The following is a 14,868-nucleotide window of genomic DNA, read 5'->3' as shown; positions in this document are numbered from 1 at the left end:
GGTGAGAGACGGGATGCCGCCGCCGAGGGCAACAAAGACGAGGGGACGATCACCGCACGGGTTGATCGAAGCCCAGATAGTGCAGATAGCACAGAAAGGACGTACTGAAAAACTACCGGACCTGCTCGCGCGTGCGCTGTTCGTCGTCGCGGCCCGCCGCGCGTTGCGATTCGCTGGCGGCACGCGTGCCGCCGGCCGTGTGCGACGCATCCGCGCTCGCCGCGGCAACCGCCAGCGTCGCGCCTGCCGGCCGCACGTGCCGCCGGCCGCGCACGAGTTCGGCCAGTTGCCACGACGCCAACGCCATGCAGCCGAACACCACTTCGCGCATGCGCTTCACGAGCGCGAGCGAGAGCGCCACCTCGTGGTTCACGCCGAACATCTGCGCGAGCAGCACCACGGCGGCCTCCTGGATGCCGAGCCCTGCGGGCACCATGAATGCCGCGTGGCGCACGGCCTGCGTGAGCGCCTCGATGGCGAGCGCGCCGCCAATCGATACGGGGTGCCCGAGCAGCGCCAGCGCCCAGTAGGTCTCCAGCGCGCCCAGCATGTAGCCGCCCAGCTGCCACGCGAACGAGCGGAACAGGAGCCCTGTACGGCACATCAACGCGTCGATGTCGGCGTCGAGCTTCTGGCCGTCTATGCCTTGCAGGAGCGGATGCGCGTCGCCGAGCAACCGGCCCGCCCAGCGTTCGATGGCGTGAAAGATGCCGCCGCGACGCAGCAGCGCCACAGTAATGACCGGCACCGGCAGCGAAAGCAGCAGCGCGAGCCCGATGGTGCGCAGCGAATCCGAGTGATGCGTGCTCGCCACGATCAACACGAGACCGAGCGCCGAAAACGCGTATTGGACCGCGATGGTAATCAGCACCTCGACGATCACGGACGCGCTCACGCGGCTCGCATCGCGCACCTGCCAGCGCGCGAGCCGGATGCCGACGATCTCGCCGCCCACCCCCACGGAAGGCAGCAGGCGCGAAACAGCCTCGCGCACCGTCGCGACCCACCAGAGGAACGCGAGCGGCGCGCGGCCGCCCAGCAAGAGCCGCCATGCGTGGGCGTCGAGCAGCAGCGGCAGCGCGTGGAACGGCACGAGCCACAGCAGCGTGGGGCCGGCCTGCCCGATCACGTGCACCACGTCGCTTGCGCCTTCGTGCACGACGAGGGCGATCAGGATCGCAATACCGACGGGAAAGCCCATCCACTTGAGCCATTTCATAACGCGCGTGCTCCTCGCGCGAACACGTCGGCAAAGCCGCCGCGCACCGCACCCGCAGCTTCGATGGCGGCGGCCACGCGCGGCGACAGCAGGGCCGCGAGTTCGTCCGCGTGGCGGTAGGCATGCATGGAGGCCGTGATCGGGCCCTCGCCCGAATCCGCAGGCGCCGCCGGATGGCAGTAGATTTCGCCCACGCCGTCGGGCAGCCGCGCGAGCGTGTCGAGCAAGACCTGCTCGTCCATGCCGCCCGTGTTGGCCATGCCCACCACGTAGTCGTTGTGGTCGATACCGGCGCGCACGAGCCGCGCCCGCACGAGACTGATCCACGGCCGCAGCCACGCCGGCGCATCGGCCTCGCACGGCAGGCGCATGGCGCGCATGCCGTAGTCGCGGCCAATCTCGAGGATCAGCGAAAGCACCGTGGGATGCAGATGGAAATGCTTGTGCGTGTTGACGTGATCGAGCGTGAGGCCCGTGGCGGCAAACGCTTCGAACTGCGCGCGGATTTCACGCGCGAGCTGGCGACGCACATGCGGAAGAAAGAAGAAGCGCACGCCGTCCAGCACCATGTTGCTGCCGAAACGGCCGTTGGCATCGACGAGTGCGGGAATCTGCGCGGGCGGCAGCATGGCGTCGCTGTCGGCTAGCGCCAGGTGCAGGCCCACGCGCAGGTGCGGCAGACGGCGCGCGCGCTCCACCGCGTCGCGCGCCGCCGGTGCGGCGACCATGAGGCTTGCCGCCGTGAGCACGCCGTCGCGGTGCGCGCGCTCTACGGCCTCGTTCACGCGCTCGTGCAGGCCGAAGTCGTCCGCCGTAATGATCAGCGTGCGGACCCGGCCGGAAGGACGCTGCGGCGCGAGCCCGGTGGACTGCATTACGCCTCGTGCGCGCGCAGGAAGCGGAAGAACTCCACGCCTTCGCGCAGACGCCGCTTCATCATGTCCCAGCTCGTCAGCATCTCGCGCACGATTTCCCAGATCTTCGACGGACGGAAGTAGAACTGGCGATAGAACTGCTCGAGGTGGTGGTAGATCTCCTCGCGCGAGAGGTGCGCGTAGCCGATGGCTGCAAGCTGCACGCCTTCCTTGCTCACGAGGTTGATCGTCTTGTTCTCTTCCATCCAGCCGTTTTCGACGGCCTGCTTGTAGAGCGTCGTGCCCGGATACGGCGCGGCAAGCGACACCTGGATGGTGTGCGGATTGATTTCCTTCGCGTACTCGATCGTCTTCTTGATGGTTTCCTGCGTCTCGCCCGGCAGGCCGAGAATGAAGGTGCCGTGGATCTTGATGCCGAGCTTCTTGCAGTCCGCGCTGAAGCGGCGCGCGAAATCGGTGCGCACGCCCTTCTTGATGTTCACGAGGATCTGATCGTCGCCGGATTCGAAGCCGACCAGCAAGAGGCGCAGGCCGTTTTCCTTCATGACCTTCAGCGTCTTGTACGGCACGTTGGCCTTCGCGTTGCACGACCACGTCATGCCGAGCTTGCCGAGGCCAATGGCGATGGCTTCGGCGCGCGGCAGGTCGTCGGTGAAGGTGTCGTCGTCGAACATCAGTTCCTTCACTTCCGGCATGTTGTCGCGGATCCACTTCGCTTCTTCCAGCACGTTTTCGACCGAGCGCGTGCGGTAGCGGTGGCCGCTCACCGTCTGCGGCCACAGGCAGAACGTGCAGCGCGACTTGCAGCCGCGGCCCGTGTAGATGGACACGTACGGATAGTTCAGGTAGCCGATGAAGTAGTTGTCGATCTTGAGGTCGCGCTTGTAGACGGGCGCGACGAACGGCAGCTCGTCCATGTTCTCGAGGATCGGACGCGCTTCGTTGTGCTCGATCGAGCCGTCCTTCGCGCGCCAGCTCAAGCCCTTGATCTCGGAGAACGGCTTGCCTTCGGCGAGTTCCTTGCAGGTGTAGTCGAATTCCTCGCGGCACACGAAGTCGATTGCGTCGCTCGCCGTGAGCGAGTTGTGCGGATCGACCATCACCTTCGCGCCCACCATGCCGACCAGCAGCGACGGCTTCATCTTCTTCAGGTCCTGCGCGAACATCGCGTCGGTCGGGAACGACGGCGTGCTCGTGTGGATGATCACGAGGTCGTAGTCGTTGGCGATCTTCAGCGTTTCCTCGACCGACAGGCCGTCGGCCGGCGCATCGACGACACGGCTACCAGGCACGAGCGCAGCCGGCTGGGCGAGCCAGGTGGGATACCAGAACGAGCGGATCTCGCGCTTGGCCTGATAGCGCGAACCCGCGCCGCCGTCGAAACCGTCGTAGGACGGTGCCTGCAAAAACAGCGTTTTCATGAATGCTCCGGCAACCTGCGTTGTAACTGAAGACTCTTGTTGAATGGCGCCCGTGCGGGCGCGCCTGCTTTTATCGACGTCGTGCCTCGGCTTCGCGGCGCTTGCCTGCACGTGGGGTGCGGGCGCCTGAAGGGGCAGCCTACGTCGTCCTGCTTAACCGATGCTGATGGGCGCGCGGCGCACTGCGGCCTCGTGTTCGGGATCGCGCTTCGGGCGTGGCGCCAGCGCCTTGCGACAGCTGGCCGCCCTCGCCTTCGGGACCTTTTGCCCCTAAGCGCCGCCCCCAAGCGCTGCCCCTCAGCGACCGTCCGACACCTCGACCACGGAAGGCCGCGGCTGCGCGGTCACCGGATTGGCCACCGCCATCCGGGCGCCGCGCCACACCACGTGGGTGCCGAACACCGCGCCGAGCCACTGCAGCGCGAGCAAACCATCGCGCAGCGGCACGAGCGGCAGGTCGCGCCAGAACGCCCGGGCATGCCGCGCGCTGCGCGCATGCAGCAAAACACGCGCGATGATACCCGCAACCGTGCTCGCCACCAGCAGATTCGCCGCAAACGGCTGCCCCGCCGTGGCACCGCTGCCATCCAGCAGCCAGGCGAACAGCGCACCCGCGAGCAGCCACGGCGACGTGAACGTGATGAACAGGAACGCAAACCCGGACGGGTTGACCGAGCGGATGGTACGCAACCAGCGCGTTTCGCGCAGCCAGAGTGTGCGCAGGCTCGGCTCGATGACGTCGGTTTCCACCATCACGGGCGCGAGCACGGTGGCAAGGCCTTGCTCGCGCGCGTGTTCGGCCAGCATGTAGTCGTCGGCGAGGCAGTCTTTGAGCGCCTCGAAGCCGCCGATCTTCGCGAGCGTCGAGCGGCGCAGCGCAAGCGTGGCGCCAAAGCCGAAATCGCGGGAACCGGCCGCGTGGGCCACCCGCACCGAGGGCGCGAACCACTCGTTGATGAAAAGCGAGCCCACGCGCGGCCAGAAGCCGCCAATGCTCTTCGCGTGGTACAGGCACGTGACCACGCCCACCTCGGGGTTGGCGAGCGGCGCCGTAACCGTGCTCAGGTAGTCCGGTTCGACGGCGATGTCGCTGTCCGCGATGATGATGGCCTCATGACGCGCCCGCGCCACCATGTTCATGAGGTTGCTGACCTTGAGGTTGCTGCCGTGCACGCGCGGGTCCACCACGAGTTCGATGTCGAGGTGCGGATAGGCGGCTTCGAGCCGGCGCACCACGGCAATCGCGGGGTCCGCAGGCGACGACACGCCGAACAGCAGCTGGAAGCATGGATGCGACTGCTCGCAGAAGCTTGCAAGGTTTTCGTAAAGACGCGGCTCCGCGCCGCACAAGGGCTTGAGCACGCTGACCGACATCGGCGTTTGGGCGCGGGCACGCCGCACGGCTTCGCGCGTGAAGCGCGCGGTACCGAACGACGGCATGGCGAGCGCCGCGACAACGGCGTAGAGCGTGGCCACGCAGCACAGCGCAATGGCGAGCCACTCCAAAACAGGCAACGATGGAAGCGTCATTGGCCGCTACCCCGCACGGCGCGCCGCCCTCGGGCCGCACGGCCGTTCGGTAAAACATTGCTGGGAATGCTCTTTCGCACGATCCCGACTCCTTCTGCTTGCGCCCCGCACATGAGCTGCCGCGCCGGCATGGCGCCGGCAGCCTGCCGGGTTGAAGGCGTGCGATCCGCGTTCCCGTAATTGACCGTAATATTGATTCGGCCACCTGACAGGCAAATGAAAGCACAACGGCGCTCGGTCCTGCCGGATGGGCGGACGGGCTCAACGCGCTTTCCGTGGCTCGACGGAAAAAGGGGCTACGAATACGGGGCAGGCAGTGCAGACCCACTTCGCGCCGCACTTCCTGTTGAATGGCAACCGCACGCCCATTCATGGTGGCGAAATTTTAACAGGGCCGCGCGCGGCTTGCCTGATGGCCCGCATGAACTGAGGCTTTTACACGACTTTTTTCGCACTTTTTACAACGGTGCAACAACGCGGCTAAATCGGGCGTGATTAGTTTCCAAAATCGCACGGATGAAATGGCGAAAAATTCCTGCCCGCATAGACAACCGTTTTATCGCCTCGCTTTTATGGGCGAGCGTAGTGGGCACCCCTCGAGCCGCCCTATTCCGGCTCGCCGACCCTGAAGCCCGCAGGGGCATCGGGCGGCCGTCAGCGCGATCAGGGCCGCTTTGGCACAATCGGTTTTCCTTCACCCTGCTGCGCTGCGCCGGCCGTTCGCCACCGCTTCGGGTCCACAGGTGCCGCCTCTGCGCCCTTTTGCTCAAGCCCGGACGCGATCAACGGCTCACGGACCACGCACGGCAAACGATCCGGCTCGCCCTTTCCATGATTCCCTTTTCGGTTCTCGACCTCGCGCCCATCGCCACCGGCTCCACCGCGACGGACGCGCTGCGCAACACGCTCGACCTCGCCCAGCACGCCGAGCGCTGGGGCTACCGCCGCTACTGGCTCGCGGAGCACCACAACATGCCGGGCATCGCAAGCGCCGCAACCTCGGTCGTGATCGGTCACGTCGCCGGCGGCACGCGCACCATCCGGGTGGGCTCGGGCGGCGTCATGCTGCCCAACCACGCGCCGCTCGTCATCGCCGAACAGTTCGGCACGCTCGCCGCGCTGTACCCGGGCCGCATCGACCTCGGGCTCGGCCGCGCGCCCGGCACGGACCAGACGACGGCCCGCGCCCTGCGGCGCGACCTGCAGGCCAGCGCCGATTCGTTTCCCGACGATGTGGTGGAGTTGCAGCGCTACTTCGCCGAACCGGTGCCGGGCCAGCGCATTCGCGCCGTGCCGGGCGCGGGGCAGGACGTGCCGCTGTGGCTGCTGGGTTCGAGCCTCTACAGCGCGCAACTCGCCGCGGCGCTCGGACTGCCGTTCGCCTTCGCCTCGCATTTCGCACCGGACTACCTGCTGAACGCGCTGCGGCTGTACCGTGCCCAGTTCCGGCCGTCGGCGCAACTGGCCAAGCCCTATGCGATGGTGGGCGTCAACGTGTTCGCGGCCGAAACCGCCGACGAGGCGCGGCGGCTCTTCACGTCGCTCCAGCAGCAGTTTCTGAATCTGCGTCGCGGCACGCCGGGACTGCTGCCCCCGCCCGTCGACACGCTCGAAGCCACCGAACTCGAATTCGCGGGCGTCGCGCATTCGCTCTCGTACTCGGTGGTAGGCGAGCGCGAAGACGTGCGCGCGGGGCTCGCGTCCATCATCGAAGAGACCCGCGCCGACGAACTGATCCTCACTGCGCAGATCTTCGACCACACCGCGCGCCTGAGATCGTTCGAGATCGCGGCGCAGGTGCGCGATGAAATCGCGGCAGCGAGCGCTGGCGCCTGATATCGGGTCATCGAACGACCGTCGAACCACCATCGAACGACCGTCGAAACTCAGCGCGCCGCGGGCAACTGCGCGAGTCCCTCGAGCAACGCCTTGTGGAACGCCTGCGGGTCCTGCATCTGCGGCGCGTGACCCAGATCGGGGAACTCGACGAGCGTTGCATGCGCAATAGCCCGCGCCGCCGCCTTCGCAAGCTCGGGGTAATGGCCGATCTTCGCGCGCACCTCGGGCGGCGCTGCGTCCTTGCCGATGGCAGTGGTGTCCTTGTCGCCGATCAGCAGCAGCGTAGGCGGTTCGATCAGTCCGAACTCGTAGACCACCGGCTGCGTGTAGATCATGTCGTACAGCAGCGCCGAGTCCCACGCCACCTGTTCCTTCCCGGGCCCGCGATAGAGGCCCGCCAGCATCTGCACCCACGGCTCGAAGTCGCTGCGCCACTCGCCCGCGTAGTAAGTGGCCTGCTCGTAGCGGCGAATGCCCTCGGCGGTGGTCTTCAGTTCGCGCGCGTACCAGTCGTCCACGGAAAGCGAGGGCACGCCCTTCGCCTTCCAGTCCTCCAGTCCGATCGGATTCACCAGCACCAGTTGCTCCGTCTCGCGCGGGTACATGAGCGCGTAGCGCACGGCGAGCATGCCACCCGTCGAGTGTCCGACGACAGTGGCGCGCGCGACGCCCAGTGAAGCGAGCAAGGCATGCGTATTGCGGGCGAGCTGCTGGAAGCTGAACTGGTAGTGCGCGGGCTTGCTCGATTTACAGAAGCCGATCTGGTCGGGCGCGATGACGCGGTAGCCCGCGCCGGTAAGTCTGCGGATCGTGCCTTCCCACGTCGCCGCGCAGAAGTTCTTGCCGTGCAGCAGCACCACCGTGCGGCCGTTGGCCTGCGCGGGCCCCACGTCCATGTAGGCCATGTGCAACGCCACGCCTTGCGAGGTGAACTCGAACTGCTGCACGGGCGCGGGATAGTCGAAGCCCTGCAACTCGGGGCCATAGGCGGGGCCCTCGTTGGCAACCGGCGAGGCGGCGAAAGCGGCCGGCGCGGTCGCTGCGCATACGAGAAGGCAAACGGCAACGCGCGCACCCAAAGATGCCCAACCAAAAGATGCCGCACCAAAAGATGCCGCACACAACGGACGGCGCAACCGGGCGAAGCAAGAAGACACGGACATGAGGGCACAGACTCCTGACGAACGACAGCACGGGTATCAGCCAGAACGACCGCGCCGATTCTAGCGGGCCTCGCCCGCTCCTGCAGCGGCGTGCAGCGTCCCCGCAGCGCTCCCGCAGCGCCGCGTGTTGCGCCGCAACGACCGCCTGCCCGTGGCAAATCCGCCTTTCCGTGGGCGGGCATTCGGTGCTAGAACTAACGGACGTGGCTGCGCCGTGACAAAACACCCGACGAAACAACGAAACGCCCAAAGCACGCACGACGATTCCGCACAACAAGAACAACCGGCAGCCGCACCGCCGCAGACCTGATCCCGGGGGCACAACAAGGAGACACCCATGGACACTCCGGCACGCCTCAACGATCTGCAGCGCACGACGCTCGCCATCGTCCTCGCCGGCGGACGCGGCACGCGGCTCGGTCCGCTCACCAACAAGCGCGTAAAACCGGCCGTCTACTTCGGCGGCAAATTCCGCATCATCGACTTCGCGCTCTCGAACTGCCTGAATTCAGGCATCCGGCGCATCGCCGTCGTGACGCAGTACAAGGCGCATTCGCTGCTGCGCCATCTGCAGCGCGGCTGGGGTTTCCTGCGCGGCGAGTTCAACGAATTCATCGACCTGTGGCCCGCGCAGCAGCGCGTGGAGGGCGCGCACTGGTATCGCGGCACGGCGGACGCCGTGTTCCAGAACCTCGATATCGTCCGCTCGATCGGGCCGAAGTACGTGATCGTGCTGGCGGGCGACCACGTCTACAAGATGGACTACACGCGCATGATCGCGGACCACGAGGCGAGCGGCGCGGACTGCACCGTGGGCTGCATCGAGGTGCCGCGCATGGAGGCCACCGCGTTCGGCGTAATGGCCGTAGACGAAAACCGCCGCGTGACCGGCTTCGTCGAAAAGCCCGCCGACCCGCCCGCCATGCCCGGCCACCCCGACGTGGCGCTCGCGAGCATGGGCATCTACGTGTTCAACGCCGACTACCTCTACCGCCTGCTCGAAGAAAACATCGCAAGCGTGGCCACCGATCACGACTTCGGCAAGGACATCATTCCGCGCGTGGTGACCCAGGGCGAAGCGCTGGCGCATCCGTTCAGCCTGTCGTGCGTCTCCACGCGGCCCACCGACCCGTCGGCGCCGGCCGTCGAGCCGTACTGGCGCGACGTGGGCACGGTGGACGCCTACTGGTCCGCCAATCTCGACCTCGCCTCCACCATTCCGGCGCTCGACCTCTACGACCGCAACTGGCCCATCTGGACGCACCAGGAGCAACTGCCGCCCGCCAAGTTCGTGCGCGACCTCAACGGTCTGCAAGGGTCGGCCACGAACCTCATCGTCTGCGGCGGCTGCGTGATCTCGGGTTCGCAGATTTCGCGCTCCGTGCTGTCGTCGAACGTGGTCGTGAGATCGTTCTGTAACATCGCTGAGGCAGTCTTGCTGCCGCAGGTCACCGTGGGCGCGAGCTGCCGGCTGCGCAAGGTCGTGATCGACCGCGGCTGCACGGTGCCGGACGGCACGGTGATCGGCGAAGACCCCGTGCGCGACGCCGAGCGCTTCTATCGCACCGAAAGCGGCGTGGTGCTCGTGACGGAAGAAGCGCTCAGGCGCCAGCAGGCGCACTGAGCCGCCACCCCAAGCCCGCAAGGAGCCTTGCCCGATGACGATCCGCGCCCTGCACGTTGCGAGCGAGCTGTATCCGCTGCTGAAAACCGGCGGACTCGCCGATGTGACGGGGGCGCTGCCGCCCGCGCTCGTCGAACTGGGCGCCGACGTGCGCGCGCTGCTGCCCGGCTTTCCTCCCGTGCTCGCGGGCCTTGCGGATCTACGCCCCGTCGCGCCGCTCGCACGCCGCTTCGGCGCACGCGAAGCCACGCTCGAACTGGGCAAGCTGCCGGGCACGGGCGTAGCCGTCTACGTGATCCGCGCCGACGACTTCTACAACCGCCCAGGCAATCCCTATCTCGACAACGAGCACGTGCCCTACGGGGACAACGCCCAGCGCTTCGCGCTGCTCGGCTGGGCCGCGGCACAGCTCGCACAGCATCTCGATGCAGCCTGGGCACCGCAGATCGTGCACGCTCACGACTGGCACGCGGGCATGGCGCCCGCCTACCTCGCCGCCGCGGCACAGGAGCGCGGGCATGCCCCGGCGCGCTCGGTGTTCACCGTGCACAACCTCGCCTACCAGGGCATCTTCCCGGCCCATCAGTTCGGCCAGCTTGGTCTGCCGCCAGCCTTCTTCGACATGCACGGCGTCGAGTTCTACGGTCAGCTTTCGTTCCTGAAAGCCGGCCTCTACTACGCAGACCGGCTCACCACGGTGAGCCCCACCTACGCCCGCGAAATCCAGACGCTCGCGCAGGGCGGCGGGCTCGATGCGTTATTGCGCGGACGCGCGCGCGACCTCACGGGCATTCTCAACGGCGTGGACTACAGCGTGTGGAATCCTTCGACGGATACGCTGATCGCCGCGCGCTACACGCCCATACGACTTGCGCGCAAAGGCGCCTGCAAGGCCGCGCTGCAAAGCCGGTTCGGGCTCGCGGAGAAAAGCGATGCGCTACTGTTCGGCGTCGTGAGTCGGCTCACCGAGCAAAAGGGCCTCGACCTGCTGCTCGCCGCGCTGCCCGAGATCGTCTCGCGCGGCGGGCAACTCGTCGTGCTCGGCACCGGCGACCCGGCGCTGGAGCAAGGGCTCGTGCGCGCGGCCCACGCGCATCCCGAGGCAGTGGCCGTGGAGCGTGGGTTCGACGAAGCGCTCGCGCATCAGATCGTGGCCGGCAGCGACGTGATGGCCGTGCCCTCGCGCTTCGAGCCTTGCGGTCTTACGCAGCTCTACGCGCTCGCCTACGGCGCGCTGCCGCTCGTGCATCGCGTGGGCGGCCTCGCGGACACGGTGATTGACGCCTCGCTCGAAAATCTGGCCGACGACCTCGCCACCGGCTTCGTGTTCGAACGCTTCGAGCCCGACGCGCTCACCGCGGCGATCCGCCGCGCCTTCGCGCTGTATGGCCGCCACCGCGAATGGCGCGTCACGCAGCAGCGCGCCATGCGTCAGGACTTCGGCTGGGGCGCCTCGGCGCAGCGGTATCTCGCGCTCTACCGCGAGCTTGCCTGAGCGGACCAACTGAGCCGGCCAACTGAGCGGATCACCTGAGCAGATTGCCCTGGCGAGGCAGCACCGATGTCGTACATGCGTCACGCCGGCCCGAGCCTCAAATGGCTTGAACATTCCTGAAGTTTCCGTACAACACCGGCAGCCGGAAGCGCCTTGCGGTGCGGTTTTCGGGTATCGTTCACCGCATACCGCAGGCGTTTCGAGTCAAGCAGCACAGACGGCGGCAAGCTCTGGTCACACGTTTGAGCGGCGCCCGCCAGTCGGCCCGACCCGCCCCCGCCACGCCAGCGGGCCCCACTCACGATGGACTCCAGACCAACGAAGCCGCATGGCCATGAGCGCATCATGAAGAACGTTCTCAGCATCCAGCCCCACGTCGTCTTCGGACACGCCGGCAACAGCGCGGCCGTGTTTCCGATGCGGCGGCTCGGCGTGAACGTCTGGCCGCTCAACACCGTGCAGTTCTCGAATCACACGCAGTACGGCCACTGGACCGGCAGCGTCATCGATCCGCCGCAGATGCAGGACCTCGTGGAAGGCATCGGCGCCATCGGCATGCTGCCGCGCTGCGACGCCGTGCTCTCGGGTTATCTCGGCACGCCGGGGCAAGCCGAAGCTGTGCTCGAGATCGTGCGGCTCGTGAAAGCGGTCAATCCGCGCGCGCTCTATTTCTGCGACCCCGTCATGAGCGCGAGCGCGGGCAGCGACCCCGATCCCGGCATGGCGGCCTTCATCGCCGAGCACATGCCCGCTGCCGCCGACGTGCTGCTGCCCAACCATGCAGAGCTGCAACGCCTCGCGGGCCGCGAACTCGAAACGGCGGACGAGGCCGTAGCGGCCTGCCGCGAACTGATCCAGCGTGGACCGAAAACGGTATTCGTGAAGCAGCTGCTCGACCGTAACAGCCCCGCGGATACCTACAGCATGCTCGTCGTGACCGCGCGCGAAGCGTGGGTCGGGCAGCGTCCGCTTTATCCGTTCGCGCGACAGCCCGTGGGCGTAGGCGACCTCACGAGCGCCGTATTCGTGGCCTGCCTGATGAACGGCAACACGTTGCGCGTGGCATTCGAGCACACCCTCGCCGCCGTCAACGCCGTGATGCGCGAGACGTGGGACGCGGGCCGCTACGAACTCGAACTCGTGGCCGCGCAGAACGAGATTGCGCAGCCGCGCGACTGGTTCGAGGCATGGCGGCCCGATGCGCCTTGAAGGCGCAGATGGTGTTAATGGTGCTGAAGGCGCGAATTGCGCTGAAGGCGCTAATGCCGCTGAAGGGCTGAACAGCGTCGGCGCCGGCATTCGGGCGGACCGCCTATAATGCGGGCCGCGCGCCATAAGGGCTCCCCACGCGCTCCACCGCCGCATTCCACCGTTCCCCCGCTTCACGCATCAGACGACGAGATTCACGATGAGCCATCCCATCCGCAGCGAACAGGAAGAGTATTTCGAGCAGTTGTGCCTGAACGTGGACGCGGGCGAAACGCACGAGCAAGAGGCGATCGAATACTTCGAGAGCCAGATGGAGAGCGAAGAGTTCGACGCCGCGCAGTGGCTCGACATCGCGCTCTATCACGCGCCCGACGTGGCGCGCGGCATCATCGACTTCGTCCCTGAAGAAGATCGCGCACGCAGCGACATCGCCGCCGTGATCGCAGAAAACCTCGACATCGCCTATGGCGACGACGACTGCGAGCGTTTTGCCGCGACGCTGCGCTTTGCGCTCGCCAACGGCGTGGCCGTCGATCTCGACGTGGTGCTCGACGGCTGCCAGCGCGCGCTCGATGACCTCGATACCTGGGCCTCCGACGATACGAAAGAGCCGCTCATGCGTCTGCGCGAGACGCTGCTCGAACTTCAGGCGGACCGCTGAAATCGTCATGCTATTGGGCGGGTAGCGACGCGGCGGTCTGCGCCACTTCGGTCTGCGCCACTTCGGTCTGCGCCGCTTTGTCACACCGCTTTACCTGACTTCTCCCCGCCGCCCCTTCGCTCGCGCCACGCCTCCAGGCCCCCGCTTCCCGCACCGCCTGCAAGTCCGCGGCGAACACCTCTTCTTCCTGCCTCTTTGCGCCCTCGTACGCTGTGCCGAAATGCGCAGCCAAAACGAGGGCTTCGACCAAGACGCAAACAATTTGGCTTCCTATATTCGTGCCAGACTGCCAGCCAGGCACCGGCGACGAGACCACACGCACGGCACGACGCGCGGCGAATCGGGATACGAAATCGTTTCATTCCGTTTCGCTCCGTTGCGCTCCCCCAGGGGACGTCTGGATAACACCGTCCGTGCCCTGCTGGCAGACTGCCTGCGCGCACTGCATGACCGCGACGTGCCGCGACGCCTCAGGGGGGCGCCGCGCATGCGGCCCGGCGCAGCTGCAATCGCGTCTTTCACGAACCGCCGACAAGAAGGAGCACAACATGAGTCTTCGCAAGACCCTCCAACCCTTCGCCGTGCTGCTGGGCGCGCTTGCGATGTCGCCGCTCGCGGCACACGCGCAGGACACCGACGTCAAGATCGGTTTCGCCGCACCGCTCACGGGCGCCAACGCCGGCTACGGCAAGGACCTGCAGAACGGCGTGCAGCTTGCGCTCGACGAGGCCAACGCGCAGAAGATCAAGATCGGCGACAAGGTCGCGCACTTCGTGCTCGTGGCCGAAGACGACCAGGCCGACCCGCGCATCGGCGTGCAGGCCGCGCAGAAGCTGGTGGACCAGAACGTGTCCGCCGTGGTGGGCCACTTCAACTCGGGCACCACGATTCCGGCCTCGCGCATCTATGAAGGCGCCGGCATTCCGATGATCGACCCCGCCGCCACCAATCCGACCATCGTGAGCCAGGGCTTCGCCAATGCGTTCATGGTGATCTCCACCGACGCGCAGAACGCCGGCACCGCAGGCGCCTACGCTGTCGAGGTGACGAAGGCCAAGCGCATCGCGATTCTCGACGACCGCACGGCCTTCGGCCAGGGCGAGGCCGAGGAATTCGAGAAGGCCGTGAAGGCCAAGGGCGGCACGATCGTCACGCACGAGTACACGAACAACCAGGCCGTGGACTTCCGCACGCAGCTCACCAAGATCAAGTCGACGGATGCCGACCTGCTGTTCTTCGGCGGACTCGACACGCAGGCGGCATCGGTCGCCAAGCAGATGAAGCAGCTCGGGTTGCGCGCGCAGCTCGTGGGCGGCGGCGGCGTGATGGACCCCGAGTTCATCAAGCTCGCGGGCGACGCAGCCGAAGGCGTGATGGCCTGGGAATACGGGCGTCCGCTCGCGGCACTGCCCGGCGGCAAGGACTTCTCGCAGAAGTTCAAGAAGCGCTTCGGCGTCGACATCCTCTCGTACGCGCCGTTCGGCTACGACGCGGCGTGGGCCGCCATCAAGGCGATGGAAGCGGCAAAGTCGACCTCGCCGAACGTCTATCGCGCCGCGCTCAAGAACATCAGCTTCGACGGCGTGACGGGCCACATCGCGTTCGAGAGCACCGGCGCGCTGAAGCACGGCTCGTCCACGATGTACCAGGTGAAGAACGGTGCGTGGGTGACCGTCGTGACCAAAGGCAGTTGATCGGCTGATCTGCGGCTGATCTGCGGCTGCCGTCCGGATCGCTCCAGGTCACGGCAGTCCTGGTCAGACGAAGCGGGCGGCCCGGTTCACGGGCCGCCCGTTTTTTTCGCGCGGGCAATGTCTTCGGGGCGCCGCGCT

Annotated in this window: 11 protein-coding genes; 6 read left to right on the top strand and 5 right to left on the bottom strand. The window is 66.8% G+C overall.

The window, feature by feature from the left end:
- Nucleotides 1-112: 112 nt before the first annotated feature.
- The 4 genes from PKKP23_RS06025 to hpnI form a co-directional block, all read right to left on the bottom strand.
- On the bottom strand, nucleotides 113-1,219 hold the full coding sequence (locus PKKP23_RS06025; RefSeq protein ID WP_126876200.1) for a lysylphosphatidylglycerol synthase domain-containing protein: 1,107 nt from the start codon (nucleotides 1,217-1,219) through the stop codon (nucleotides 113-115).
- Complete coding sequence (gene hpnK, locus PKKP23_RS06020) at nucleotides 1,216-2,094, bottom strand: hopanoid biosynthesis-associated protein HpnK (RefSeq protein ID WP_126876199.1); 879 nt, start codon at nucleotides 2,092-2,094, stop codon at nucleotides 1,216-1,218. The genes PKKP23_RS06025 and hpnK overlap by 4 nt, the downstream gene beginning before the upstream one ends.
- A complete protein-coding gene (gene hpnJ / locus PKKP23_RS06015) occupies nucleotides 2,094-3,515 on the bottom strand; it encodes a hopanoid biosynthesis associated radical SAM protein HpnJ (protein ID WP_126876198.1) in 1,422 nt (473 codons plus the stop codon). Before hpnJ ends, hpnK begins: the two co-directional genes overlap by 1 nt.
- Before the next feature lie 297 nt (nucleotides 3,516-3,812).
- Complete coding sequence (gene hpnI / locus PKKP23_RS06010; RefSeq protein ID WP_126876197.1) at nucleotides 3,813-5,045, bottom strand: bacteriohopanetetrol glucosamine biosynthesis glycosyltransferase HpnI; 1,233 nt, start codon at nucleotides 5,043-5,045, stop codon at nucleotides 3,813-3,815.
- A gap of 831 nt (nucleotides 5,046-5,876) precedes the next feature.
- Between hpnI and PKKP23_RS06005 the strand changes: the two genes are divergently transcribed.
- Nucleotides 5,877-6,881: an LLM class flavin-dependent oxidoreductase gene (locus PKKP23_RS06005; RefSeq protein ID WP_126876196.1), complete on the top strand. Its 1,005-nt coding sequence runs from the start codon at nucleotides 5,877-5,879 to the stop codon at nucleotides 6,879-6,881.
- A gap of 50 nt (nucleotides 6,882-6,931) precedes the next feature.
- Here PKKP23_RS06005 and PKKP23_RS06000 read toward each other — a convergent pair whose 3' ends face one another.
- Entirely contained in the window at nucleotides 6,932-8,047 is a 1,116-nt protein-coding gene (locus PKKP23_RS06000; protein ID WP_420873193.1) for an alpha/beta fold hydrolase, read from the bottom strand.
- A 337-nt stretch (nucleotides 8,048-8,384) separates the two neighbouring features.
- On the opposite strand from PKKP23_RS06000, the gene glgC reads away from it, so the two are divergent.
- From glgC to PKKP23_RS05975, 5 genes are all read left to right on the top strand, one after another.
- On the top strand, nucleotides 8,385-9,671 hold the full coding sequence (gene glgC, locus PKKP23_RS05995; RefSeq protein ID WP_017776453.1) for a glucose-1-phosphate adenylyltransferase: 1,287 nt from the start codon (nucleotides 8,385-8,387) through the stop codon (nucleotides 9,669-9,671).
- Between the two features lie 34 nt (nucleotides 9,672-9,705).
- Entirely contained in the window at nucleotides 9,706-11,166 is a 1,461-nt protein-coding gene (gene glgA / locus PKKP23_RS05990; RefSeq protein ID WP_126876194.1) for a glycogen synthase GlgA, read from the top strand.
- 345 nt (nucleotides 11,167-11,511) lie between these two features.
- Nucleotides 11,512-12,375 carry a pyridoxal kinase PdxY gene (pdxY, locus tag PKKP23_RS05985; protein WP_017776451.1) on the top strand — a complete coding sequence of 288 codons (864 nt, stop codon included), beginning with the start codon at nucleotides 11,512-11,514 and terminating at the stop codon, nucleotides 12,373-12,375.
- Nucleotides 12,376-12,574: 199 nt separating this feature from the next.
- Nucleotides 12,575-13,036, top strand: coding sequence for a hypothetical protein (locus PKKP23_RS05980; RefSeq protein ID WP_126876193.1), 462 nt, complete (start codon nucleotides 12,575-12,577; stop codon nucleotides 13,034-13,036).
- Nucleotides 13,037-13,584: 548 nt separating this feature from the next.
- Entirely contained in the window at nucleotides 13,585-14,730 is a 1,146-nt protein-coding gene (locus tag PKKP23_RS05975) for a branched-chain amino acid ABC transporter substrate-binding protein (RefSeq protein ID WP_126876192.1), read from the top strand.
- Nucleotides 14,731-14,868: the final 138 nt, after the last annotated feature.

This window comes from Paraburkholderia kururiensis JCM 10599 = LMG 19447 (assembly GCF_003986935.1).
GTDB lineage: Bacteria > Pseudomonadota > Gammaproteobacteria > Burkholderiales > Burkholderiaceae > Paraburkholderia > Paraburkholderia kururiensis.
This window is presented reverse-complemented; position numbering and strand designations above follow the sequence as displayed.